Below are 24,257 nucleotides of genomic sequence, written 5' to 3' on the forward strand. Positions count from 1 at the left end.
GCTACAGGGGCGGCGAAAACGGCCGTCGGTCGGTTTTACGGGAGCTTTCGGACGAAACCGAACAGCGTGTCACGCCACGCGTCGGGGACGAACCGCCCGAGGACGGCGATGCGAGCGACGGTCCCGGGTTGGTACCGCGCGTGCGGTTTCGTCGAACTCGCGGCGTCGACGATGTCTTCTGCCACGCGTTCCGGCGGAATCGCACCCGGACCACTGCTTCCGAGTGCCTCTCTGTCCTCGAAGAGTTTGTACAACTTCTCGTAGGCGCCCGAGCGTTCGATGCCGTCGTGTTCTTCGCCGCCGTTGACTTCCGCTTCGACGCGGTCAGCGAACTGCGTCTCGACCGGTCCGGGTTCGACGAGGACGGCGTCGATGCCGTACTCTTCGACTTCGCCGCGGAGGGCGTCGGTCATCGCTTCGAGGGCGAACTTCGACCCTGCGTAGACGCCGCTTCCGGGGAACGAGATGCGCCCGACCACGCTGGAGACGTTGATAATCGTCCCGTCGCCCTGTGACCGCATGTGCGGCAGGACGGCCCGGATGAGGCGGTGTGGGCCGTAGACGTTCACGTCGAACTGCTCGTGGACCATCTCGGTCGGCACGTCTTCGAGGGGACCCATCTGGCCGTACCCCGCGTTGTTGACGAGGCAGTCGATACGCCCCTGTTCGTCGATGATACGGTCGACGACGCGTTCGACGTCTCCCTGGTCGGTCACGTCGAGCGTCGCGATGTTCGCACCGCGGTCACCCAGCGTCTGGATATCCGCCGGGTTTCGGGCGGTGGCGTAGACCTCCCACTCCTCGTCGAGGAACCCGAGCGCCGAGGCGCGCCCGATTCCCGAGGAGCAACCGGTGATGAGAACCGTCTTTTGATGCACGTGGGTAGGTCGAACCGTGCGCTGTTAAGTGTACGCGATTCGGCACGACGACGAGGCGAGGGCGTGGCGTTCGATTCCGTCTCAGTCGTACTGCGCTTTCGCCTCGTCGGCGTAGGCGTCTGCGAGACGCGTCGGTTCGGGGAGTTTGTAGTCGCCGCCGAGTCGCGAGACGATATCGACGGCCGTCTCTGCCGAGAGTCGGTGGCCGGGACTGACGTACAGCGGGTTGACGATGGGTCGCGAGTCGTACTGCCGCGACTGGTAGGCGTAGCCGATGACCGTCTCGTCGGTGGCCGGGTGACCGCCGACGGAATCGACAGCGTCGTCTGCTCGAATCGGAGTTCGCCAGCCTTCGGGCCGGCCATCGACGTTTTCGTCGGGCGTGCCACAGAGGAGTGACTTGGCGACGCCGATGCTCGGAACGTCGCAGACGACACCGAGATGTGTGGCGAGGCCCGCCTGCCGAAAGTGGATGCGTCCCGACCCGTCGAAGACGAGGAGGTCTGGGTCGCTGTCGAGTTTGGCGAGGGCGTCGAGGATGGGCCCGCCTTCGCGGAACGAGAGGAGGCCGGGGATGTACGGAAGGTCGAGTTCGGAGACGGCGTGGACGCGTTCGACCACCTCGCCGCCACGGAGGACGACGACGGCGCTCAGCGCGCTGTCGTCGAGGAACGACTGGTCGATACCGGCGACGAGCGGCGGGTCTGACGTGGCCGTGAGCGTCGTGGTATCGGGGTCCGCAAGCGAGACACTCGTCGGGTCGAACGAGACGTCGTCTTCGAAGGTGGCCGCCGCCGCGACGCGGCGCTGGAGTAACTCCATCTCGCCCCGCGTGAGGCCGGGACGCGGTGCGAACTCTGGGTGGACCTGTCGCATCTCAGCGTCGGCCGGGGCCACGCCGCATCCCGCCCCCGAGGGACATCTCGTTGGGGACGCGCTGCTTCCCTTTCACGCGCTGGCCGTACGCGAGGCCGACGACGAGGCCGACGAGGTGAGCGAAGTGAGCGACGTTACCCTGTCCGGCCGTCGCTGCAGTTCCCGGTGAGAGGAAGAATACGACAGAGAGCGCGGCGAACCCGAAGGTAAACAGCCACAGCGGGATGGGGATGAGGAAGTACAGATAGATGCGGAGACGCGGGTTCAGCACCGTGAGGACACCGAGGACGGCGAAGACGGCACCCGACGCTCCGAGCACCGACGTGGGGATGCCGGGGGTCAAGACGAGCGCACTCCCGATGTGGGACAGTCCCGCGAGGACGCCCGCACCGACGAAGAGGGCGGCGAACTTCTTGGACCCGATGTAGCGTTCGACCGGTGGGCCGAAGAAGTACAGCACGATGCTGTTCCCGACGATGTGGTAGAACGAGACGGGACTGTGTGAGAACACCGAGGTCACCCACGTCCAGACGTACAGCGGGTGCCGCGTGCTGAGCGTGAAGAGACTGCTGAACGTTCCGCCGGGGAGTATCCCCGAGTTCATCGCGATGATGACGACCCACTCCAGGAGGAACGTCACCCACATGATAGCCAAGAACAGATACGACACGTTTCCTCGGAAGTACCCGAGGAAACCGCCGGTCCCCGTCAGTGAGTCGAGGAACCCGCCCGCTCGACTCCGCTCCGTCTGGACCGAACTGTCGAAGTTACTCTCGAAGATACCCGATGGGTCGTCCCAGTCGGAGAGGCCCGGACAGTCGTGATTCTCAGGAAGGCGGTGTTCGGAACAGAACGTCCCGCCACACCGCGAGCAACGGTACGGCAAGTTCTCGTGCCGTCCGCAGACGTCGCAGGTAGCCATTACTCACGACTTGCGGCGGCGAGATAAAAAGGGGTTGCCTCCAGCGCGCTCGGGTTGCACAGCTCACTGTTGGTGCGAGAGTGCTTCGGTCACTCGTTTTTCCGGCGGTGCGCCTCCTGAGAAGTCAGCACGGACGTCGAGGAACAACGAGTGCGCTCGCGACGGCACGCCGGCGATGGCACGGAACAGTTCAGGCGTCGTCGTCGGCCTCTTCGTCGGCGTCTGTCTCCGCCTCGACAGGGGGCGTGAAGTTCGTCGGAACGACAGTCGGGTGGTGAAGCCCGAGGCGAGGTTGTTTGGCTGCCATACTCATCTGTAGGTAGACGGTCTACGGCCTAATAATTACCCATGCGCATAATTTATCTGCTGGTGTGGGGAGGATAACTGGGACGTATGTGCAGTGCTGGCGGCTAGCAGTTTTGTATACCGGACGTACAGCACGCAGTCGAGAGTCGACCCGGGTCGATTCGCAGCGCTGTCGTCGTCAGACTGACGGTCGAAAAATCGGGGTGTTTGCGTCGCTTACGCGAAGTTCTCTTCGTAGAGGTCCATCGCGTGCTCGATGGCGTCCTTCGCTGCCTGCTTGTCTTCCCACCCGAGCGTCTCGACTTCCTTGCCCGCTTCGAGGTTCTTGTAGGTCGAGAAGAACTCGTCAATCTCGTCCTGGAGTTGCTGTGGGATGTCGTCGAGGTCCTCGATGTGGTCGTAGCGTGGGTCCTCGGTGGGGACGGCGATGACCTTGTCGTCCTGTTCGCCGTCGTCGTCCATCTTCATGAGCGCGACGGGGCGCGCTTCGATGACGCAACCGGGGAACGTCTGGTCTTCGACGAGGACGAGCACGTCGAAGGGGTCTTCGTCGTCGTAGTACGTCCGCGGCATGAACCCGTAATCCGAGGGATAGTGGACGTTCGAGTGGAGCACTCTGTCGAGGACGACGCCGGGGATATCCTTGTCGTACTCGTACTTGTTGCGCTCGCCTTTGAGGCACTCGACGACTGCGTAAATCTCGTCCGGCGCGTCGGGGCCGGTTTCCATGTCTTCCCAGAGATTCGCCATATTGAGTCCATCCTCGAAACGGGCAAAAGTACTTTCGGCATCGGTTTCGTAGGCACCGTATCCAGAAGCTATCCGTCTGCGTTTCGAACGTACCTCTTGAGGGATATATTCCCGAGGGATTCTTCTAAAGCACCCCAGTTGCGAACTGGATATTCTCCGGGTATTCCCCTCTCGGTATGGTATCAAAAGTACTGATGTTCACAATTCCGTTGCATTGTCCAATTTTGGGCTTAGATGCCCGCTATCGTTTGATTACCCGCTATTCTGTGGGCGCAACAACCACCAAACCGACTGCGCGTTGACAAAGTTTAAATAGGTAGGTGACATTTCCATATGCATGTCAGAGGCACAAACTATTGGCAACACATCCGGTGCGGCTCGGGACCTCACCGCGTTCCAACAAAACATCCTCGTCATCCTTGCCGAGGAGCCAATGTACGGACTTGCAATCAAGCGTCACCTCGAAGAGTACTACGACACCGAGGTCAACCACGGGCGTCTGTACCCCAACCTCGACGACCTCGTCGAGATGGGTCTCGTCGAAAAGAGCGAACTCGACAAGCGCACGAACCAGTACGAACTGACCGACGACGGCCTCGAAGCTGTCCTCGACCGCTTCGACTGGATGCTCTCGAAGTTCGTCACCGACGACGAACGCGGCGAGATGGTCAACGAACTCATCGAAGCCAAGCTGTAACCAGAAGAACTCTCGGTATCGCTCACTCGTATTCGGGCAATTCGGCGCCTGCGGCGTCGAACACGAATTCGAGCGATTCGGAAAGTAACGACCGCTGTTCAGTGGTCGGCCACGCATTGCGTGGATAATATTCTTCGACGAACTCACGAACCTCGGGAGCGCCAGCCATCTCGATTTTGCGGACGTAGTGGTTCCCGAGGAAGTCGGCGAACGCGCGAGCGTTTGCGGCGTGGACCGTCCCGTGTTCGTCGGCCACTTCCTCGACGACGGCCGCGTTGTGTGCTTCGACTGCGCTCCACTCGTGGTCTTCGCCCGTCCCAGATAGCGGGCGTTCTATTCCACGGTCGACGTCGTCTATCTGCGCCGGGTGGACAGTTCCGTCGTCGTCGACCCACTCTTCGGGGTGGAGGACCAACACGTCGTCTTCGTCTCGACGACGGGCGACGAAGTCGTACGGTCCGATGAGTTCGTCTCGCGCCGAGAGATACGTCGCACGCTCGTCTGGGTCGATAGCGTCGCGAGCGAGTCGAGTCAACCGTTCTGCTTCCTGTAATACCTCTTTGGGGAGTTCTGGTTCAGGCATCGTCGAGGGCCTCGTTGGCTAGGGAGTCGGCGCGTTCGTTTATCTCTCGCGGTACGTGTTCTAACGACCAGCGGTCGAACGTCGACAACAGTTCGTTGGCCTTCACGCGACGCTCGCGGAGGCCAGGGTCGTTCGTCTTCCACTCGCCGCGGACCTGTTTGACGACGAGTTGTGAGTCACCGCGCACGTCGACTTCGTCGTAGCCATACTCCGCGGCGGCCGAGAGTGCCTCGATGAGTGCCTCGTACTCGGCGCGGTTGTTGGTCGTCTTTCCGATGCGTTTCGACCCATCGGCGACGATTCCGTTGCTCGTCACGATAGCCCACCCGATTGCGGCGGGGCCGGGGTTCCCTCGACTCGCACCGTCGAAGTAGACGTGTGCACGGCCTCCTTTCGGTTGCAAGATGGCGAGGAGGTCAGTCGGGTTGCTCCCCTGGACGACGACTTTCTCGTCGTAGGCGACTGCGGACGCTTCACCTCGTTCGGCACGCCAGCGTTCATACTCTGTGTTGCCGGACTGGACGTCTACGCCGGCCTCTTCGAGTCGTTGTCGCGCTTCGTCGGGGTCACACTCGACCGTCGGCATACCTCCACCTCACTTGGGCCGGCGTATAGTCGCTCCGTTCGGTGGTGGTGTCGCCTCCGTGATAGTCTCTCTCTCCCGGGAAAACTTTCAAGAATCAGGAAACAGACAATATAAAAATGCGATGAAACGGCCTACCCGCCAGCGGGAGCGTGAGTACGACCGAACTCGATGGGGAGACGAGTCGGACGTGGACGAAACGACGGACGAAGACGAGTTGGACCTCGATAATCTCGACCCTGACGAAGTCGTTCGGACGGCGGACGGTGAGTTAATTCACGAGGAGACTGGCATCATCATCGAAGAAGAGCGAATCGACCCCGGACCGGAGTGGCGCGCGTTCAACCACTCCGAACGGCAGTCGAAGTCACGCGTGGGTGCCCCGACCACGAAGACGATGCACGACAAAGGGTTGACGACGACCATCGACTGGAAAGACAAAGACGCCTACGGGCGGTCGCTGTCGTCCGAAAAACGGTCACAGATGCACCGACTGCGTAAGTGGCAAGAACGAATTCGTACGAAAGACGCCGGCGAACGAAACCTCCAGTTCGCACTCAGCGAAATCGACCGCATGGCGTCCGCACTCGGTGTCCCACGGTCCGTCCGCGAAGTCGCATCCGTCATCTATCGCCGCGCACTCAACGAAGACCTGATTCGAGGGCGTTCCATCGAGGGCGTCGCCACCTCGACGCTCTACGCCGCCTGTCGAAAAGAGGGAATCCCCCGCTCACTCGAAGAGATTGCCGAAGTATCGCGCGTCGAACGGAAAGAAATCGGGCGAACCTACCGCTACATCTCTCAAGAACTCGGCTTAGAGATGCGCCCAGTCGACCCGAAGAAGTACGTCCCTCGGTTCTCGTCGGAACTCGACCTGTCGAAAGAGGTGCAGTCGAAGGCGAACGAGATTATCGAGACGACGGCCGAACAGGGCTTGCTCTCCGGGAAGTCGCCGACTGGGTTCGCCGCCGCCGCAATCTACGCCGCCTCACTGCTCTGCAACGAGAAGAAGACCCAGCGCGAAGTCGCAGACGTCGCGCAGGTGACCGAAGTCACCATCCGGAACCGCTACCAAGAACAAATCGAAGCGATGGGCATCCACGCCTGACCGGTTCTCTGCCGCGAGAATCACCACAGGGCAGTCCGGCCCATCAGATTCGTTTTCTCCGGTCGACGATGGCTCCGTCGCCGAAGGTTCATACCGACGGACGCCCCACATCCGGTGATGCGGCTCGACGAGTTCATGGACATCGAGCGGGACGAGCGCGCCGAGCGCCGCCGCCTCGCCGAAGAGAAGTCCTACGGTATCCTCGACCACCTCGAAACGTTTCAAGACCGGTTCGAGGAGACTGTTCAGGGGGACTCACTTTACGGGGGTGTCTCGCCGTCTATCTTCGTCGGGCGGTCGAACTATCCGCGCGTCTCGACTGGGATTCTCTCGCCAGTCGGCCACGACGAAGACGCCGAATCCTTCGAGACGAGTGCTGCGTGGTACGACGAGGGGGTGAGCATCTCCGACGTCTTCCAGCGTCGAACCTCACTGCTCAACTCGAACCGCGGCACGAAGGTGACGAACGTCGCCGACTCGTGGGACGGATTCCTGGGGACACAGCGCGAAGTGGCCATCGCCGACCGACCCGTCACTGTCGAAATCGGCCTCGACGGCAAACCGGATTTGAACCTCGACGCCCACACCGACGACGTGGCGACGCCTGTCGGCCCGCGCGCCCACGCCCGGTCTGCTGACCTCGCGGAGAACCCGCACGTCCCACGAGCGGTGAAGAAGACGCTCGAAGACGACGACTGGAACGCCCAGGGGGCGATGACGTACCTCTACAGACGCGGGTTCGACGTCTACGACATCAACACGATTCTGTCGGCGGGTGCGCTCGGCCAGACCGAACAGCGCCGCCTCGTCCCGACGCGGTGGTCGATAACCGCCGTCGACGACACGCTCGGCCAGTACCTCCGGGGGACGGTCAAACACGCAGACTCCATCGACGGCGTCGAAATCTACCGCAACGAGTTCCTCGGAAACGCCTTCTGGGTCATCCTCGCACCCGGCCGCTGGGAGTTCGAACTGGTCGAGATGAAAGCACCCGGGAGCGTCTGGAATCCCGACCCCGAAGCGGGGATGTATCTCGCCGCCGACAGCGAAGGCTACGAGGGCCGGTCGTCGTACGTAAACGAGACGGCGGGTGCCTACCACGCCTCCCGACTGGGCGTCCTCGAACATCTCCACGACAGAGGCCGACAGGCCAAGGCACTCGTCCTCCGGCACGTCTCGGACGACTACTGGGGACCGGTCGGCGTCTGGCAGATTCGAGAGTCCATCAGACACGCCTTCGAGGGTGAGAAAGCCAGTGCGGAGACGTTCGGCGACGCCGTCCGCGACGTGACGAACTACCTCCCCGTCTCGCTCGGTGACCTTCGCCGGAAGTCGACGATGGCCGCCGGACTCCAGACGAACATCTTCGACTTCGGTCAGTAACGTATATATGACAACGGTGGGGCACTTTTCGCATGGTCCCACTCCAGATACCCGGTGGTCCGGAACTGCTCGTCATCTTCCTCATGTACGCCGTCGTCGGCCTCTTGCCGATAGTTGCGGCGCTCGTCGGTATCTACCTCCTGTACAAGATTCGTGGCGACATCGAACGAATCGCCGACGCACTCGAAGAGAGCGAGTCGGTGTAGGGTGACGAGTCTCGCCGCTCAGGCGTCGACGGCGTCGAGGTTGGCCAGTGCCTTCTGAACGAGTTCGCCCGTATCGGCGATGATGTCCGCCATCACGTCGTCGTCGGGCGCGATGCCGATGAGTCGAGCGACGCGCATGATGCTCAGGTGGTAGACGACCTGTTTGCCCGGTTCTTCCTCCCAGACGACGACGTTGCAGGGGAAGAGGCCACCCATCTTGTTGTCGGTGGCGTCGAGGGCACGGTCCGCCATCGAGGGGTTACACGCACCGAGGACGTAGTACGGGTCCCGGCCGGCGTCGACTTTCTCGTTGAGCATCTCCGAGGGCGAAAATTCGGTCGCGATACCGAACCCGGCGTCGGTGAAGGCTTCGCGCACGTGCTCGATTGCCGCCTCGTGGTCCATGTGGAGAACGACCTGTTCCTCGCCGATGTCTTCCGGTTCGATGGCAGTCGGGTCGATTGGGAGTGTCATACTCCTTCGTTCGACGCCCGGAGTGGAAAAGGTACCTCTATTGTGTGGACCGCACACTCACCGGTCTTCGGTATCGCCGGACCGCGTCTGGCGGACCGACGAACGACGTTCGTCGGCGTCTTCCAGCACCGACCGCACGAACGACGACTTGGCGTCGGTGTAAGCGGCCCTGTCGTCCGGACTGGCGTCGGCTAATTCGTGTTTCAGACTGTCGTACTCGGCGGCGAGTTCCGGGTCCGCTCGCAACGCGTCGCGAAACGCCACCTGCTCTCGGTGGCAGTCGCTTCCGCGTTCGGTCACAGAGAGGTAGTGCGTCCGGTTCGAGGGTGGCCCGCGGGCGAAGAACCGCCGGTCTGGAACGTCGTCGGGGCGCTCTTCGTAGCCCGCCGCGTCGAGTTCGTTCGCCAGTTCGTCCGTGTCGTCGAGGTCCGAGACCAAAAGCAGCATATCGACGATGGGTTTCGCGGCGATACCCGGAATCGCGGTGCTCCCGACGTGTTCGAATCCGAGGCCGGTGGTGTCGAGTTCGGACTGCAGTCGCTCGACTTCGGCGTCGTACGCGTCTGCCCACGCCGGGTCGTGCGGAACCAGTTCGACCGTCTCACGAGCGAGTCCGAGCGTCGCGTCGTGGTGGTCGTCAGGTTCGTCGGGCATCGTCTCGTGTTCTCCTCGGAGTCGGTCAGAGCGGAATCGGGAGCCACTGCAGTACTGCCGCAACCTCCTCCGGCGGGAACAGCGGTGGGTGAAGCACGAGCCAGTCGAGGAGGACGAGGCCGAACCCGTGGGCGACGATAGACGGGAGAATCGAGTTACTCTCGTAGTCGACGAGGCCGAACAGGACGTCCGTCGGGGCCGACAACAGCAGTTCTATCGGCGGTTTGCCGACGTGGTGGAACGCGTAGAGAACCGGGCTGATGAGGGCGCTCTTTCGCCCGATGTCGCGGATACCGACACACAGCAGCCCTCGGTAGTACGTCTCGGCGGCGACGACGACGAGCAGTTGCTTCGCTGCGTGCGGCAGGAAGTCGACGAGTGCCGTCGAGGTGTGCCACATCGGGTAGAACGTCCGAATCGACGGGAGCGAGGACCCGACGAGGTAGAAGGGGAGGACGAACAGTGCGAGGAGGAGCGTGTTTCTGAGAGCGCGTCTGTCGACGGTCCAGCCGAGGTTGCGGCCGTGGGCGACTGCGAACGCTCCCGGGACGAGAATAAACAGGAGTGCGTCGTGGACCGCGCGGTAGGTGAGGTCGCCGGTTGGAAGGGTCCAGAGACTCCACGCGGCACCGACGACGCCCCCGAGGAGGAGGGCACGATAGAGCCACGGGAGTCGCGCGAGCCGGCGACGGACCACCGCTATTCGGTCGCGACGGGGCCGCGCCCGACGACGTCCTGGACGTCGTTGACGAAGGTCTGGCGCGTATCGAAGTACGTCTCGTCGACGTCTGCGAGGACGTCTTCGAGCGTCTGCGGGCCGGTCGGCGTGCGAATGACCGCGTCGCCTTCTTTCTTCAGGATGCTACTCTTCTCTTGCGGCCACGTCAGTCGGGAGGCCACACGTGCGAGCGGTGCGCCCTCGACGGACTCGCCTTCGCCGAGTTCGACGGCAGGCGCTTCGTCTGCTTCCTCGTCAGCCATGGGCGAGGGTTAGCCACCGCGCATGATAATCCCTTCGAGATTCCTATCGAAGACGGGACGCCACCGAGACCGATAGCCCACGACGTGTCGATAAACAGACAATCGTCTGACGCATCGTTTTAGGGACTGGTTTCGTAAACGGTTCTATGACCAGTCTATCGGAGGCGTATCACGGCGGCCGGGGTGGCCCGAGTCTCCGACGGCTAACCTTTGGGTTCGGGGTGTTCCTCACCGGTGCCCTGCTCGTCATCGCAGGCATCGTGGTTACGACCACCGACGTCTACACGTCGGGTGGTGCCACGCTCGGTGAAGCGCGCGAACTCGGGGGTATCCTCGGTGGACTCGGCGTCCCCGCCGTCTTCCTCGGCGTGTTCGCCGTCCTTCCCGCAAGCCGTCGAACTCGTGCTGCAGCGGTTATCGGGGCGAGCATCGCCATTCTCGGTGTCGGCCTGTTCTCCCACGCCTACCCGTGTCAGTGGACGGGTGCGACCTGTGGCGCGGGCCTCCGCGACCTGACCTTAGAGACGGTTGGCGTCTACTTCTTCGGCACAATCACCACGTTCTGGTGTCTGTTCGTCGGCGTCGCCAACTTCAAGACGCGAAACGACCCCGGTGGGACGGCCACCGTGCAAGTGACGAAGAAGGGAGAAACCCGTATCGTCGAAGTCGAAAAGAGCGTCCGCGGCGGACTCAGCGGTATCGGCTTCCTCGGTGGCACGCCCGACGGCGACGTAGAGACCCAGACGAACACGAACTCCGGGTCTGCCATGGGCAGCACTGCAGGAGCAACCGACGGCGGCGCGTCGTCGGAGGCGATTACGCCGTTAGACCTCGAACCGGCCACCGAGTCCACAGAGCGGGCACAGAGTACACAGGGCGTCGATTCCGTTGGCGGCCCCGCAAACCGGTCTCCCGAGGACGCGATGGAACATCCGAACGCGAACCGCCCGCAAGATAATATGGTCGGTGACCGCTACTGTGGAAACTGCACGTACTTCGAGTACGTCCGCACGTCGGACGGCCTCAAACCCTACTGTGCTGCCCACGACGAGATGATGCAGGACATGGAAGCCTGCGACGAGTGGTTCCCCCGAAGTCGCTACTGAGCCGGCCGCGTTCTCTCGATTCCTCTCCACTCAGTTCTCGATATTCTCTGCTTAGTCTCGATACTCTCTGCTCAGTTGCCGTCTGACTCCGACCTGAGGTCGGTCAACCGAGCCTCCACGTCGCGCCAGTGACTCCCGCGCCAGAACACCTGTCCGCAGTCGCGACACCGCCACAGTGCCGTCTCGGCAGGGTCGGGTGCGTACTCCGGAACCGAGTCGTCGCCCGAGAGCGGTTCGACCACACCGTTACACGACCCGCACCGCGCCGGTCCGTCGTCGAGTTCGACGCGAAACCCGACCGACTGGAGTTCGCGCAGTTGGACGAGTGGTCTCCGCCCGGCCAAGAGGACGCTCCGGTCGGCCCGCCTGGCGAGTGAGACGTCGCGCGTGAGGAGGACCCGACGTTCCTCGTCTGCCCGCGCGAGCAACTGGTCGTCGCCGGGGTCCGTCCCGTCGCCGTCCATCGCGTATGCGGTGTCGTAGCCACACATCCGCAGGTAGGTGGCGAGTTTTCCGAGCATCACGTCTAGGAGGAGGCGAGTGTCGTCCGGCGTCGCCGTCTCGACGCCAAAGGCGGCCGTTCCGGGGTGACCCGACCCGATTTCGTCGCGAATCGGGTCGCTCGGGTCGGCCCCGGGCCGGGAATCGTCTGTCAATGCAGGAAGTCCGTCAGGTCCTCGACCGACCACGTGTTGATGACGTCTGCCGTCTCGACCCACCCGCGCCGCGCAGTGTGGATACCGTAGCGGACGTGGTCGAGTTCGGCCGGTCGGTGTGCGTCGGTGTCGATTGCGACGACGGCACCCGCCTCGACGGCGATTTTGAGTGCCTCGCCGTTCAGGTCGAGTCGGTACGGACTCGCGTTGAGTTCGAGTGCGACGCCGTTGTCGACGGCGGCCTCCGCGATTCGCTCGTAGTCCAGTGGGAGGCCGGGGCGCTGGTTGATGAGACGACCGGTCGGGTGGCCGAGGATATCCACTGCCGGGTGTTCCATCGCGCGGACGAGGCGTTCGGTCGCCGTCTCGCGGTCCTGGTCGAGCGCGGCGTGGGGCGAGGCGACGACGACGTCGAGTTGGTCGAGGACGTCGTCGGCAACTGAGAGGCCGCCTTCGGCGTCGATGTTGGCTTCAACACCGGTGAAGACGGTGATGTCGGCGTCGTCGGCGACGGCGCGGATGTCGTCTATCTGGTCGAGCAGTTCGTCGTCTTCGACACCGACGCCGCCGACCATGCCGGGGCCGGTGGCGTGGTCCGAGACGACGTGGTAGTCGTAGCCGCGTTCTTCGGCGGCGGCGACCATCTCCGCGATGGTGTTGTCACCGTCCGACCAGTCGGTGTGCGTGTGGAGGTCACCGCGAACCGCTCCCTCCTCGATGAGGTCCGGCAACGACCCATCCGTGGCCGCCTCGATTTCGCCGGTGTCTTCGCGCATCTCGGGGGCGACGAGCGGTAAGTCGAGTGCGGCGTACATCGACTCCTCTGTCTCGCCGGCGACCCGTCTCCCGACGCGAGGGCCACCGTCCGGGTCGTCCACGTCGGAGACGTCGAACATCCCGTACTCGTTCATCTTGAGGCCACGGTCGATGGCGATGTTCCGCAGGTGGACGTTGTGGTCTTTACTCCCCGTGAAGTACTGGAGGGCAGCACCGTACTCCGAGGGGTCGACGACGCGGAGGTCCACGCGCATCGCGTTGACGCGGACGCTCGCCTTCTGTGCGCCCGCCTCGATGGTATCTCCGACCATCTCCCACGCGAGGAACTGGTCGATGACGGCTTCCGGGTCGTCGCTCCCGACGAGAACGTCGATATCGCCGACCGTCTCGCGCCACCGCCGCATCGACCCGGCGGGTTCGGCACGCTCGACTGCGTCGCTCTCGCCGAGATACGCGAGTAAGTCGTCGGCGATGGGTCGTGCCTTCCCCAGTGTCTCCCGCCCGGTGGCCTCGCGGGCGAACGCGATGCCGTCGAGGATGTTCGACTCCGTCTTCGCGCCGAAGCCCTTGACCTCCTGAATCTTCCCGTCACGGGCGGCGGCCTCCAACTCGTCTAAGTCGGTGATGCCGAGTTCCTCGTAGAGCGTTCCGACCGTCTTCGGGCCGACGCCCTCGACGCTCGTCAACCCGGCCATATCCACGGGCAACTCCTCACGGAGTTCGTCTAACTCCGCTATGTGGCCCGTCTCGATGTACTCGACAATCTTCGACGAGATGGCGTCGCCGACCCGGTCGATTTCTTCGACGGCGTCTGCCCCCTCGGCGGCGAGTTCCTCGATTGGTTTCGGATACTCCCGGACGTTCTCGGCGGCACGGCGGTAACTCGACGGTTTGTACGCCACGTCCTTCGCGTCCAGCAGGTCTGCGAACTCTTCGAGGAGCGTCGCAACCTCGTCGTTTCGGCTCATCGTCCACCTCGTTTGCTCTTGCCGCTGTCACGGCCGAGCGCCTTCTTCAGGAAGTTCATCCAGCGTTTCTGGTCGGCCGCGTTCTGGAGTTTCGACTCCTGTTCGAGGTCGGTCGCTTTGAGCTGTTCGAGTGCGTTCAACGCACGGTCGATACCGATGATGTCGTCGACGAGACTGCGGCCCTCTTCGTAGCTTATCTCGCCGTCTTCGATTGGCTGGAGGCGTTCGAGACGCTCGCGGCGGAGGTTTCGCTTCGCCTCGTCCACCCGTTCGCGCTCACCCGGCGGGATGGTGTCGCGGCGCTTTATCTCGAAGACGAACTGCTTCAGGTCTATCTGTTCTCCCTGGATGTCGATTCGGTCGGGAATCTGTGTGCCAACCGTCGCCCCCTCGCGATTGACACGCTCCAGGAGTTGTTTGCGCTCGAACTCCTTCACGTCTTGTCGTTATCTCGCGTGACACTTCGCTCCTTCGCCCCGGCGTCGTTCGACGGTGCCACCAACCGTCTCGGGAGCGGACAGGTCCGAAAACCCCAGATAACGATTATCTCCTCGTCTGACGTACTTCTCAGCGACCATGTCTATTGGTAACACAGAACAACCCAGCGAGCAGAGCGAATCGACTTCGACGTTTAAGCGGGCCCGGCTCTACGCGTTCTATCTCCTCACGTTGGTGACCCTCGGGATGGCGGCGGCGTTCGTCTCGGACCTCCTCGCGTTTTCGTTCACGGGGTGGGGCGCTGGCGGTGAGATACTGGCAGAACATCGCCTCCACGTGATGGTAATCGCGGCGAACGTCTGGGTAATCATCCTGAGTGTTGCGAGCCAACTCTACCGCCCCCGCAAGCGGGTGGCACTGATGCAAGTCGCACTCGCCGTCGTGACGTTCGTCCTCGTGGGCGTCATCGTCGGGGGCGGTCCAGTCGAAGAGGTACTGCCGTTCTTCGTCCTCATCGGGTTGATGTCGATATTCCACCCGGCCGGCCGTGAGATGCTCTCTGTCGGCGACGACTACAGTCCAGCACTGCTCGGACTCGTCGCCGTGGCGGCTATCCCCGTCCTCGCCTTCGCGGTGAACCAGTTCACCCTCCAGAGTTCGGGCGACGTGCACGCCATCGCCGGCCACTACATGGAGATGACGATGATGTCGATCAACCTGCTCGTCCTCGGACTCGTCGCCTCGACAGGGTCGGTAGGTAACCGGTTCGTGGCGTGGTTGACCGCTGGTCTCGCAATCTACTTCGGTGCCGTCTCACTCGTCTTCCCCACGCAGATATCGAGCGTCGGTCCCATGTGGGCGTCCGCGCTCATCCTGTGGGGACTCGTGTTCGTCGCGGTCAGCGAACTCCGTGCGACCGGTCGGAGTTCGATGGCGGGCGACAGACCGCTCAAGGTTCGCGGGTCGCCTCGGGCCTGACCGTCACGACGTCTCCGATTTCTCGCATCTCTTCTCACGACCGTTCGACGGCGAATCTCTCCGCTTACTCCGACGATTGCACGTATCCGTCGTCTGTCGGCGCAAACGCCCGTAGATAGACGAACCTTCTTATGGTTCTCTTGGGAATCGTGATGCATGGGTTTGTTCGACCGACTCCGCGGCAAGGACCACCCCCGTGTCGCTTTCATCGGCATCGACGGGGTGCCATTTAGTCTCCTCTCTGAGCATCCCGAGGAGTTCCCGACCTTCGCGGCTCTAGCCGACGATGGTTCGGGTGGTGCTATCGACAGTATCGTTCCGCCGGAATCCAGCGCGTGCTGGCCGGCACTCACAACCGGCGTCAACCCCGGAGAGACGGGTGTCTACGGCTTCCAGGACCGCGAGGTCGGGTCGTACGACACGTACGTTCCGATGGGTCGTGACGTACAGGCCACTCGCCTCTGGGACCGCGTCACCGACGCTGGCCGGAAGGCGACGGTGATGAACGTCCCCGTGACGTTCCCGCCACAGCGCAACCTCCAGCGCATGGTCTCTGGGTTCCTCTCGCCCAGCGTCGACAAGGCTGCCTATCCCGACGAGTTCCGTGACCACCTCCAGCAGATGGGCTACAAAATCGACGTGAACGCGAAACTCGGCCACGACGACGACAAGTCGGCGTTCATGGAAGACGCCCACAAGACGCTCGACAAACGGTACGAGGCGTTCAAACACTACCTCGGAGAAGACGACTGGGACCTCTTTTTCGGCGTCTTCATGACGACGGACCGAGTCAATCACTTCCTCTTCGAAGATTACGAACGCGACGGCCCGAACAAGGACGCCTTCCTCGACTTCTACCGCAAGGTCGACGAGTACATCGGCAACATCCGCGAGATGCTCCCCGACGACGTGACGCTCGTCGTCGCCTCCGACCACGGCTTTACCTCCCTCGACTACGAGGTCCACTGCAACACGTGGCTCGAAGAAGAAGGATGGCTCTCGTACGAAGCCGACGACCACGACTCACTCGCCGACATCGCAGACGGGTCGAAGGCCTACTCGCTCATTCCCGGTCGCTTCTTCATCAACCTCGAAGGCCGCGAACCTCGTGGCTCCGTGCCGCAAGACGAGTACGAAGCGGTCCGTGGCGAACTCAAGGCGAAACTCGAAGCCCTCGAAGGCCCCGATGGGAAGAAAGTCGCAGACCGCGTCGTCGTCAAGGAAGAGGCCTTCCGCGGCGACCACGACGACATCGCCCCGGACCTCGTCGTCATCCCGAACCACGGGTTCGACCTCAAGTCCGGATTCAAGGGCCACGACGACGTCTTCGGCACCGGTCCGCGCAACGGGATGCACTCGTTCGACAACGCGTCGCTCTACATCGACGACGCCGACGCGGAAATCGAAGACGCCGACCTCTACGACATCGCGCCGACCATCCTCGAACTGATGGACATCGAGTTCACCCGCACCGAACTCGACGGGGCGAGTCTCATCCACCAGTAAGCACACCTGTTCTGCGCTTTTCGCTCCGGTTCCTCCCGTGTGAGTACCGGATTGACCACTGCGGAGCGTGTCTTCTGGACGAGGGAATCCCTCCTACTGTCGGACTGCGCTCCTCACGTCTCGTTCGAGTCGGTCAGCGTGTCGCAGTCGGAGTTCCCGCGCCTCTGCGGGCGTGACCGTCTCACGGCCGTCTATCTCGTGTGACACCGGGCTGTACGCCTCCACGTCGAACCCCATCCGGTCGAGGTACGACCGCACCGCTTCGGAGTCGAGTCCCTCCTCGATGGCGGCGTCGACGTATCTGAGTACCTGGTCGAACTCGGGGAGAACGACCGTATCGTCCGTCACGCTCCCTCTCTCCCCTTCGATTCTGAGGTCTGCGCTGTCGAGGTGCTCTACGACGCCCGCGACGCTATCAGCGAGTCTGAGCACGTCGCTCGGGAGCGCGTTGTCCGGTGACCGCCACTCGACCGTTCCGAACGCGGACCTGAGTTGGACCGGCGTCCAGATAGCGCTCTCCGGGTCGAAGTTCGCCTCGACGCTCGACCGGTCGACACCCGCGTCGACGGCGGTGGTGAGAAACTCCTCGAATCGGCGTTCGAGGCGGCGTGACCACTCGCGAGTGTCGTCGGCGTACCGCCACAACCACCCCTGATGGGGCACGTCGTCGTACGCCATCCGACGGTACAGCTTCGAGCGTGCACCGGCCGCCAATCGTCTGCCGTCGAAGTACGGCGAGGAGTTCAACAGCGCGAGCGCGGGGTCCAGCGCGACGAGCGTGTTGAACTGGTCTATCTCGCGCCCCGGACGCTGCTCGACGTGGATGTGCGTCCCCGCGCAGTGTCGCACGTACTCGAAGTCCGACCCGACCACCCGGTTCTGGATGCGTGTCCGGTCACTCTCCCGCTCTGACACCGACTCGTCGCTCATCGGCGTGGCGAGCGGGACGAGTCGCTTTCCCACCTGGTCGGCCCGTGAGAGGACGTCTCCGAGTCGTCCGTACAGGTCTTCGCGCAGTTCGGCGGTCGTACTGCACGGCGTCGTCTTCACTTCCAACACTGGTTCGACGAACTCGCGTTCTGCTCCCGACGAGGCGTCGACGAGTTCGCCAGGGGTGGTGAGCGACCCGTCGTCTTCGACGACCCAGTACTCGACTTCGATACTCCGTCGAAGCGGTTCAGCGGTGGCTTCTGACATGGTGACTTCGTTTGTGGGACGAATCGGTCCTCTTGTTCACTAGTTCGGCCTTCTGCAGATTGCTGTTTGTTAACACATACCAATAGTCTACAGAAGGACGGAAGAACCCTTCGCAGATAGAACTATATCCACCGAGTTTGTGGACGCGCGTTTTCGACACGGGACGGAACGTGACCGATTTGTGATTCTACTCCGTCCGCGACGACTTCACATCAAGTCGTCGAGTCCGTCGTTGTGCCACATCTCCTTCGGGTCGTCTCGGACCTCGGTCTCTGCCTGCTCGATGGCGTCGCGAGCACGCTCCATGAACGACTCGACGCGCTCCGACCGCTCGACACCGCCGAGGAGGACGAGTGACGCGAGACGGCCACTTTCGAGCGGGAAGTCGCCGCCACGAACCTGCATGCTTCCAGTCTCGTCTTCCACCCATCGTCGGGCACGTTCGACACCTTTTCGCGGAATCGTCTCCGGTTTTCCGGCGACGACGACGAGCGCCGAGTCGGCGGTGCTCGCGTCCGGGAGACTCGTCCCGGTGAGCAGTGCCCGGCGGGTCGTGCTCATCACGGCGTTGATGTTCTCTTCTGCGACTGCTGAGGCCTCTACGCTCGCGTATCCGAGTGCGGCGATACCGCCAGCGCGGAGCGTGTTGATGACCTCCGAACTGTCGACGACGCTCTCACCGACGCCGTCGACTGCTTCACCGGCGGCGAGGAGGAGGCCGACGCGTTTCGCGATGGCGTCGTTTATGGCGTCGTACCCTTCCTGCATCGACTCCCCGGACGACCGGAAGGCGTCGTTGTCGACGAGGAGGACGGCATCCGACTCACGGGCGACGGTCTTGAACGACCGACCGGCGTTCACCTGATACATCGCGCCTTCGTCTGCGCCGGGGAGGATACCGAGGACGTAGACGGGGATGTCGTAGACGCGTCTGAGCGCCTTCGCGAGGACGGGTGCGCCGCCGGACCCGGTTCCTCCGCCGAGGCCGGCGACGACGAATATCGACTCCGTCTCGGCCGTGACGCGGCCGTCGAGTGCCGACATGACTTCCGTCTTGTCCGCCTCCATCACCTCGGCACCGAGTTCGTTGTCGCCGCCGACACCGTGGCCGTTGACTCTGTCTTGGCCGATAAGAACGGTCTCGAAGGGAAGCGACTGGAGGTCGGTCTTCGCGGTGTTGACCCCGACTGCGTCGAGGACGGCACCGAATCCCATCTGCTGGTCGAACGACTGGAGGGCCGCAGTGAGTTTTCCACCTGCTTGTCCGACACCAATCAGGACGGTCTTCATGTCTCAATCCACTGCCGGGCGTCTCTTGAACGTTCCCCACAGGTGACTGGTCACGGGGTGACGGTCGTGCAGTATCACGGTCCGGAGGTTTATGGCGGATGACGGGACCACCCCGGCGTATGACTCACAGTGGACGCCACCACACCTCGGACTCGACGCCCGACCGAACCGACGAACTCGTCTCGCGACTGGCGGCAGTCGAACGGACGCTGACCGGCACCGACACCGACGTCTCCGCGCTCGAAGACGTCGCCGCAATCGAAGCGCGAATCTCTGCCCTCGAATCGACCGTCGAGACGATTGCGGACCGCCTCGACGAGGTGGACGCGGCGACGCAGGCCATGCGTGGCTACGTCGGTGGCGTCCGAACCGTCAACGAAGACGTCGAACGCCGTGCGAACGCCGCCCTCGCCAAAGCGGAATCACTCGAAGACGCACTCGTCGACGAATCCACACCGAACCTCGGGAGTGGCCAGATGGAATCGACTGACGCTGACGCGACCACCACAAACGGTCCCGAGGCCGCCCCTCGCCACAACCGCGCGCCGACGTCCGAACACGATGGGTTCGAGGCTCCGACTCACACCGACGCCCGCCCGCCTCGTCGTTCGGGGGCCGACCAGACTACCGACGAGACGGGTCGTGGACTGGCGGCGCGACTCCGTGACGCGCTGTGATTCGCGTCGTCCTCGCGTGCCTGCTCGCCGTCGCGTTCGCAGGTGTCGTGTTTCCGGCGGCGGATGCCGCACGAGCGGACGCGACGACGGTCACCGTTGGAACCATGGCGAACGACATCGCCCACGCCGCTGCCTCGCTCGCCGCCACCGAAGACCCGACGCCGACCGGAGTCGCAGGGGCGCGTCGATACGTCGCCCTCGACGTTCCGACCGGGTCGTGGCGGACGGCGAGAATCTCCCGCCTCGTGATTCGTGGCGGCGACGGTGTCGAACTGGCGGCGACCATGCCGTCTGGACCGACAGTCGTCCGTCGCGTCGGCGGGCCGCGCATCCGGGTCGCCGGGAACCGACTCGTCTTTCACCCCGGCGAGCACCGACTCCGGTTGTCGCTACAAGCCGATACCGCCGGCCCTGTGGTCGTCGTCGAACCCGCGTAACCCCGATTACTACCGCTGTTACACCTCCTCGACGCTGATTTCTTCCACCCGATGTCCGGCGTAGGTTCAAGTAGGGGGAGGCGACCACCCCACCGCATGCCCCTCGACTTCGACCGTTCGTCGTTTCCGACTCTCGACCGGAGTTCGCTCACGAGTCTCGACCGTTCGTCGTTTCCCGACTCGCTCACCTCGACGCTCGCTGCCGTCGCCGGTGTCGAGTTCGAAACGTCCGATTCCGACGCCGACTGCGCCTGTGTGCCCACGGTTTCGACGCCGACGGACCGCCCCGATGAGACTGCCACGCTGGTCGTCGATGCGGACGACTGCCCGAACGCCGGTGCACTGGCGACTGCACCCGCGTGTCGCGCGACGGCTATCGAGACGCTGGAGACCAACGACGTAGACGCAGTCGTCGTCCGAACCGATGGACTGGAACGACGGTACGACGATGCTGCGACGGGTTTGCTCGTCGCCACCGGCCGATTCGCCGAGCGCGTTCGGTTCTACGACGAGCGTCTCGCCGAACGTGCGCGACACGACCCACTCGGGGCCGCACGCGAGGCGACTGGTCGTGCCGGCCCGATACGCCGTGCTATCGTCGAAACCGGCCTCGCGGCGGGGGCAGACCGTGTCTCGGAGTACGGCGACGCACTGCGTGCAGTCGTCGGGCCGACGCTCGCCCGGTCACGAATCGACCCCCGTCCACCGGCAGACGCCCGACTCGTCGGGACGACGGACCTCGACACTGGCGCAGTCGCGCGTCGGTACGCGACACCCGAGGGCCCCGTCTACCACCTCGACCCGCCGGCGTCGACTCTCGACCCGGACGCCGCAGCGACGCTCGCCGCTGCACACGACGCACTCGCCCGTGGGACCGTCGACGCTGGTGACCGAGCACCCGGCCGTGCCGTCCGTCTCGTCGCCGACGAACGCGACCCGGTGGACACGCTCACGTCGATTCTCGCGAAACACACGCAGGGCCACGGCGTCCTCGACGACCTGTTTGCCGACCCGCGCGTCTCGGACGTGTACGTCTCGACCCCTGCGGACGAGAACCCGATTCGCGTCGTCGTCGACGGGACGGCCATGCCGACGAACGTCCGCCTCGCACCGGGCGGCGCAGAATCACTCGCGTCTCGTCTCCGCCGCGTCAGCGGTGCGTCGTTCTCCCGTGCGGACCCGACGCTGGACACCACCATCGACGCGGGCGGGACGAGTATCCGTGTCGCGGGTGTGACCGCGCCGGCGAGCGACGGACTCGGATTCGCCTTCCGCCGCCACGACGAGACGCCGTTGACGCTGCCCGCACTGGTCGAAAACGGGACGCTCTCGGCCGACGCCGCGGCCCTCTGTTCGCTCGCCGTCGAACGCGGAGCGTCTGTCCTCGTCGCCGGCGCACGGGGTGCCGGGAAGACGACGTTCCTCGAATCGCTTCTGTGGGAACTGCCAGACGACGTTCGGACGGTGCTCATCGAAGACACGCCGGAACTCCCTGCCGAGCAACTCCGGTCGGACGGTCGCGACGTGCAGACGCTCCGGACCGATACGACTGGCGGGCCGGAACCGACGCCGCAGGAGGCGCTTCACGCTGCCCTTCGGTTGGGTGACGGCGCGCTCGCAATCGGCGAGGTTCGCGGTGACGAAGCGGCCGTCCTCTACGAGGCGATGCGCGTCGGCGCGAACGCCAGTGCCGTCCTCGGGACGATTCACGGCGACGGTGCGAGCGACGTTCGCGAGCGCGTCGTCTCTGACCTCGGCGTGCCGGCGTCGTCGTTCGCTTCGACCGACCTCGTCGTCACCTGTCAGCGAGCAGGGTCACACCGCGTCGCTCGCGTCGAAGAGGTGCGCCCGACGGCCGACGACGTGGCGTTCGAGTCACTCTTTGCGCACGACGGCACGTCGCTCGCGCCGACGGACGCAATCGAGCGCGGAGACAGTCTCGCCGTCGAGGCGCTCGCGACTCCGGGTGAGTCGTACACGGACGTCCTCGACGCACTCGACGACAGGGCCGCCCGACTGGCGACACTCGCTCGGACGGGACAGACGGCACCCGGTGACCGTGTTTCGGGTCGAACCGGATGTGATGTCGAATGCTGACGGCCGCCGTCCACGTCGCCGTGCCGACGCTCGCACGACTCGCACCGACCACGAGCGACCCGAGCGACGAGTTGTGTCGCGCACTCTCGTTTCTCGGGTCTCGGTTGGACGCCGAGACCGTCGTTCGCGCCGGATACGGAGCGGCGGTTCCAGCAGGTGTCTTCGGTGGTGTCGTCGCCGCACTCGCCCGACTGCCGACGCTCACCGTCGTCTTCGTCGCCCTCGCGGCGGCGCTGGGCGCTGCACACGCGATTCACACCGCTCCCGTCTGGTTGGCGACGCTCCGCCGGACTCGTGCACTGGGGAGCGCCCCCGAACTCGTCGGGCGCATCGCACTCCGAATGCGAATCGAGCCATCAGTCGAGCGAGCGGCGACGTTCGCCGCCCGAACGGGCGACGACCCGCTTTCGGAGTCACTCGTCGCACATACCGAACGCGCTCGTGGCACACCGACCGCTGGTCTCGGTGCGTTCGCGACTGCGTGGCGTGCGTGGTTCCCTGCACTCGACAGAGCGGCGGCCTTGCTCGGGACTGCCGCCGACGTCCCCGACGGCGAACGGGACCGGACGCTCGACAGAGCACACGAAGTCGTCCGGGAGGGGACTCGTGACCGCCTCGCCGACTTCACGGGAGCGATTCGCGGTCCGGTGACCGCCGTCTACGCCTTCGGTGTCTTGCTCCCGCTCGCACTCGTCGGCGCACTGCCCGCGGCACGAGTCGCCAACGTCGGTATCGACGCGACGCACGTCGTCTTCCTGTACGACATCGTGCTCCCAGTCTGTCTCCTCGCCGTAGTCGGATGGGTGCTCGTCCGGCGACCGGTTGCGTTCGCACCGCTGGCTATCGACTCGTCGCATCCAGCAGTCGACGACCACCGACGCCGTGCTGGACTCACTGGCGCAGTCGTCGCCGTCGGTGGGTACGTCGCCGTCGCCCAGTTCGTCGCCCCGTGGGCCGCACCACTCGCAGCAATCGGCGGCGGCACGGGTGCAGCGCTGTACGTCGCCGCACGCCCAGTCGTGACGCTCCGGGCCCACGTGCAGGACGTGGAAGATGGCCTCTCAGACGTGCTCTATCTCGTCGGCCGTGCCGTCGCAGAGGGCGAAGCGGTCGAATCGGCACTCGTTCGCGCGTCGTCGTCGGTGCCCGGTGCGACAGGCGAGTTGTTCGCCGACGCAGTCGGTGTCCAGCGTAGACTCCGCGTCGGCGTCGGCGAGTCCTTCAGCGGTGAGTACGGAGTCCTCGACTCGGTGCCGAGTCCTCGTGTCGCGAGCGTCGTCACGCTCCTCGAACTCGCCGCCAGTGAGGGCCGTCCCGCCGGGCGGGCAATCGTCTCGATGGCCGACCAACTCGCGGCACTCTCGCGACTCGACGCTGACGCACGCCGTGAACTCGCCTCGGTCACCGAGACGCTCTCGAACACGGCGGCGTTCTTCGGGCCACTCGTCGCGGGTGCGACAGTCGCGCTCGCGGATGGGATGGCTCCCGTCCAGTCACTCGACGACGCGGCCGTCACCGCGCCCATGGCGACCAGCGACTTCGGATTCGCGGTGGGCGTGTACGTCCTGTTGTCGGCGGTGCTGCTCACGACGCTCTCGGTGGGTATCGCGAACGGACTCGACAGACATCTCGTCGCCTCGCGCGTCGGGTCGGCGCTCGTCTCTGCGACGACGACGTTCCTCGTCGCGTTCGCCGCCGCGGGCGCACTCGTCTGACCGCAGTGGGGCGG

At 64.2% G+C, this 24,257-nt stretch carries 27 protein-coding genes; 11 read left to right on the forward strand and 16 right to left on the reverse strand.

The genetic code is table 11. The features are described from left to right. Positions 1 to 35: 35 nt before the first annotated feature. From ACK3R5_RS03155 to ACK3R5_RS03175, 5 genes are all read right to left on the reverse strand, one after another. A complete protein-coding gene (locus ACK3R5_RS03155) occupies positions 36 to 878 on the reverse strand; it encodes an SDR family oxidoreductase (RefSeq protein ID WP_411968043.1) in 843 nt (280 codons plus the stop codon). An 81-nt stretch (positions 879 to 959) separates the two neighbouring features. Next, entirely contained in the window at positions 960 to 1,754 is a 795-nt protein-coding gene (locus ACK3R5_RS03160; RefSeq protein ID WP_411968044.1) for an endonuclease V, read from the reverse strand. A gap of 1 nt (position 1,755) precedes the next feature. Continuing rightward, positions 1,756 to 2,676, reverse strand: a complete 921-nt coding sequence (locus ACK3R5_RS03165) for a rhomboid family intramembrane serine protease (protein ID WP_411965597.1) — start codon at positions 2,674 to 2,676, stop codon at positions 1,756 to 1,758. A gap of 190 nt (positions 2,677 to 2,866) precedes the next feature. Continuing rightward, complete coding sequence (locus tag ACK3R5_RS03170) at positions 2,867 to 2,989, reverse strand: hypothetical protein (protein ID WP_411968685.1); 123 nt, start codon at positions 2,987 to 2,989, stop codon at positions 2,867 to 2,869. A gap of 209 nt (positions 2,990 to 3,198) precedes the next feature. Further along, entirely contained in the window at positions 3,199 to 3,732 is a 534-nt protein-coding gene (locus tag ACK3R5_RS03175; protein ID WP_411965598.1) for an inorganic diphosphatase, read from the reverse strand. A gap of 337 nt (positions 3,733 to 4,069) precedes the next feature. Between ACK3R5_RS03175 and ACK3R5_RS03180 the strand changes: the two genes are divergently transcribed. After that, the gene (locus tag ACK3R5_RS03180; RefSeq protein ID WP_411965599.1) at positions 4,070 to 4,429 is read left to right on the forward strand and encodes a PadR family transcriptional regulator; all 360 of its coding nucleotides are present in this window, start codon (positions 4,070 to 4,072) and stop codon (positions 4,427 to 4,429) included. Between the two features lie 22 nt (positions 4,430 to 4,451). Here the strand turns inward: ACK3R5_RS03180 and ACK3R5_RS03185 are convergent, their stop codons facing one another. Both ACK3R5_RS03185 and rnhA read right to left on the reverse strand, forming a co-directional pair. Continuing rightward, positions 4,452 to 5,012 (reverse strand): rnhA operon protein, encoded by a 561-nt coding sequence (locus ACK3R5_RS03185; protein WP_411965600.1) that lies wholly within the window; start codon positions 5,010 to 5,012, stop codon positions 4,452 to 4,454. Further along, a complete protein-coding gene (gene rnhA, locus ACK3R5_RS03190) occupies positions 5,005 to 5,598 on the reverse strand; it encodes a ribonuclease HI (RefSeq protein WP_411965602.1) in 594 nt (197 codons plus the stop codon). Before rnhA ends, ACK3R5_RS03185 begins: the two co-directional genes overlap by 8 nt. Positions 5,599 to 5,719: 121 nt before the next feature. Between rnhA and ACK3R5_RS03195 the strand changes: the two genes are divergently transcribed. From ACK3R5_RS03195 to ACK3R5_RS03205, 3 genes are all read left to right on the forward strand, one after another. Continuing rightward, the gene (locus ACK3R5_RS03195; protein ID WP_411965603.1) at positions 5,720 to 6,703 is read left to right on the forward strand and encodes a transcription initiation factor IIB; all 984 of its coding nucleotides are present in this window, start codon (positions 5,720 to 5,722) and stop codon (positions 6,701 to 6,703) included. A gap of 117 nt (positions 6,704 to 6,820) precedes the next feature. Continuing rightward, a complete protein-coding gene (nreA, locus tag ACK3R5_RS03200; protein ID WP_411965604.1) occupies positions 6,821 to 8,086 on the forward strand; it encodes a DNA repair protein NreA in 1,266 nt (421 codons plus the stop codon). A 32-nt stretch (positions 8,087 to 8,118) separates the two neighbouring features. Then, positions 8,119 to 8,292 (forward strand): hypothetical protein, encoded by a 174-nt coding sequence (locus ACK3R5_RS03205; RefSeq protein WP_411965605.1) that lies wholly within the window; start codon positions 8,119 to 8,121, stop codon positions 8,290 to 8,292. A gap of 18 nt (positions 8,293 to 8,310) precedes the next feature. Here the strand turns inward: ACK3R5_RS03205 and ACK3R5_RS03210 are convergent, their stop codons facing one another. From ACK3R5_RS03210 to ACK3R5_RS03225, 4 genes are read right to left on the reverse strand one after another with little or no spacing between them, the layout of a single operon-like run. Continuing rightward, a complete protein-coding gene (locus ACK3R5_RS03210; RefSeq protein ID WP_411968045.1) occupies positions 8,311 to 8,766 on the reverse strand; it encodes a DUF302 domain-containing protein in 456 nt (151 codons plus the stop codon). 57 nt (positions 8,767 to 8,823) lie between these two features. Continuing rightward, entirely contained in the window at positions 8,824 to 9,420 is a 597-nt protein-coding gene (locus ACK3R5_RS03215; protein ID WP_411968046.1) for a GrpB family protein, read from the reverse strand. 25 nt (positions 9,421 to 9,445) lie between these two features. After that, on the reverse strand, positions 9,446 to 10,117 hold the full coding sequence (locus tag ACK3R5_RS03220) for a type II CAAX prenyl endopeptidase Rce1 family protein (RefSeq protein ID WP_411968047.1): 672 nt from the start codon (positions 10,115 to 10,117) through the stop codon (positions 9,446 to 9,448). Between the two features lie 2 nt (positions 10,118 to 10,119). After that, positions 10,120 to 10,401: a DUF5789 family protein gene (locus ACK3R5_RS03225; RefSeq protein WP_411968048.1), complete on the reverse strand. Its 282-nt coding sequence runs from the start codon at positions 10,399 to 10,401 to the stop codon at positions 10,120 to 10,122. A gap of 146 nt (positions 10,402 to 10,547) precedes the next feature. Between ACK3R5_RS03225 and ACK3R5_RS03230 the strand changes: the two genes are divergently transcribed. Further along, positions 10,548 to 11,507 carry a ribonuclease BN gene (locus ACK3R5_RS03230; protein WP_411968049.1) on the forward strand — a complete coding sequence of 320 codons (960 nt, stop codon included), beginning with the start codon at positions 10,548 to 10,550 and terminating at the stop codon, positions 11,505 to 11,507. A 71-nt stretch (positions 11,508 to 11,578) separates the two neighbouring features. On the opposite strand, the gene ACK3R5_RS03235 is transcribed toward ACK3R5_RS03230, so the two are convergent. Genes ACK3R5_RS03235 through ACK3R5_RS03245 form a run of 3 tightly spaced genes read right to left on the reverse strand, consistent with a single transcriptional unit; the run spans position 11,579 to position 14,345 of the window. After that, complete coding sequence (locus ACK3R5_RS03235) at positions 11,579 to 12,121, reverse strand: Mut7-C RNAse domain-containing protein (RefSeq protein ID WP_411968680.1); 543 nt, start codon at positions 12,119 to 12,121, stop codon at positions 11,579 to 11,581. Between the two features lie 38 nt (positions 12,122 to 12,159). After that, complete coding sequence (polX, locus tag ACK3R5_RS03240; RefSeq protein WP_411968050.1) at positions 12,160 to 13,908, reverse strand: DNA polymerase/3'-5' exonuclease PolX; 1,749 nt, start codon at positions 13,906 to 13,908, stop codon at positions 12,160 to 12,162. Further along, the gene (locus tag ACK3R5_RS03245; RefSeq protein WP_411965613.1) at positions 13,905 to 14,345 is read right to left on the reverse strand and encodes a DUF5788 family protein; all 441 of its coding nucleotides are present in this window, start codon (positions 14,343 to 14,345) and stop codon (positions 13,905 to 13,907) included. The genes polX and ACK3R5_RS03245 overlap by 4 nt, the downstream gene beginning before the upstream one ends. 139 nt (positions 14,346 to 14,484) lie before the next feature. On the opposite strand from ACK3R5_RS03245, the gene ACK3R5_RS03250 reads away from it, so the two are divergent. Beyond that, positions 14,485 to 15,324, forward strand: a complete 840-nt coding sequence (locus ACK3R5_RS03250; RefSeq protein ID WP_411968051.1) for a hypothetical protein — start codon at positions 14,485 to 14,487, stop codon at positions 15,322 to 15,324. 156 nt (positions 15,325 to 15,480) lie between these two features. Continuing rightward, complete coding sequence (locus ACK3R5_RS03255) at positions 15,481 to 16,830, forward strand: alkaline phosphatase family protein (protein WP_411968052.1); 1,350 nt, start codon at positions 15,481 to 15,483, stop codon at positions 16,828 to 16,830. Between the two features lie 93 nt (positions 16,831 to 16,923). Here the strand turns inward: ACK3R5_RS03255 and ACK3R5_RS03260 are convergent, their stop codons facing one another. Both ACK3R5_RS03260 and ACK3R5_RS03265 read right to left on the reverse strand, forming a co-directional pair. Further along, positions 16,924 to 18,027: a glutamate-cysteine ligase family protein gene (locus ACK3R5_RS03260; RefSeq protein ID WP_411968053.1), complete on the reverse strand. Its 1,104-nt coding sequence runs from the start codon at positions 18,025 to 18,027 to the stop codon at positions 16,924 to 16,926. A gap of 207 nt (positions 18,028 to 18,234) precedes the next feature. Then, a complete protein-coding gene (locus ACK3R5_RS03265; RefSeq protein WP_411968054.1) occupies positions 18,235 to 19,317 on the reverse strand; it encodes a tubulin/FtsZ family protein in 1,083 nt (360 codons plus the stop codon). A gap of 119 nt (positions 19,318 to 19,436) precedes the next feature. On the opposite strand from ACK3R5_RS03265, the gene ACK3R5_RS03270 reads away from it, so the two are divergent. From ACK3R5_RS03270 to ACK3R5_RS03285, 4 genes are all read left to right on the forward strand, one after another. Further along, a complete protein-coding gene (locus tag ACK3R5_RS03270; RefSeq protein WP_411968055.1) occupies positions 19,437 to 19,994 on the forward strand; it encodes a hypothetical protein in 558 nt (185 codons plus the stop codon). Further along, a complete protein-coding gene (locus ACK3R5_RS03275; RefSeq protein ID WP_411968056.1) occupies positions 19,991 to 20,431 on the forward strand; it encodes a hypothetical protein in 441 nt (146 codons plus the stop codon). The genes ACK3R5_RS03270 and ACK3R5_RS03275 overlap by 4 nt, the downstream gene beginning before the upstream one ends. Positions 20,432 to 20,527: 96 nt before the next feature. After that, complete coding sequence (locus ACK3R5_RS03280; RefSeq protein ID WP_411968057.1) at positions 20,528 to 22,528, forward strand: ATPase, T2SS/T4P/T4SS family; 2,001 nt, start codon at positions 20,528 to 20,530, stop codon at positions 22,526 to 22,528. After that, complete coding sequence (locus tag ACK3R5_RS03285) at positions 22,522 to 24,243, forward strand: pilus assembly protein (protein ID WP_411968058.1); 1,722 nt, start codon at positions 22,522 to 22,524, stop codon at positions 24,241 to 24,243. The genes ACK3R5_RS03280 and ACK3R5_RS03285 overlap by 7 nt, the downstream gene beginning before the upstream one ends. Positions 24,244 to 24,257: the final 14 nt, after the last annotated feature.

Origin of the sequence: Haloferax sp. YSSS75, assembly GCF_046764215.1 — an archaeon.
Classification (GTDB): domain Archaea; phylum Halobacteriota; class Halobacteria; order Halobacteriales; family Haloferacaceae; genus Haloferax.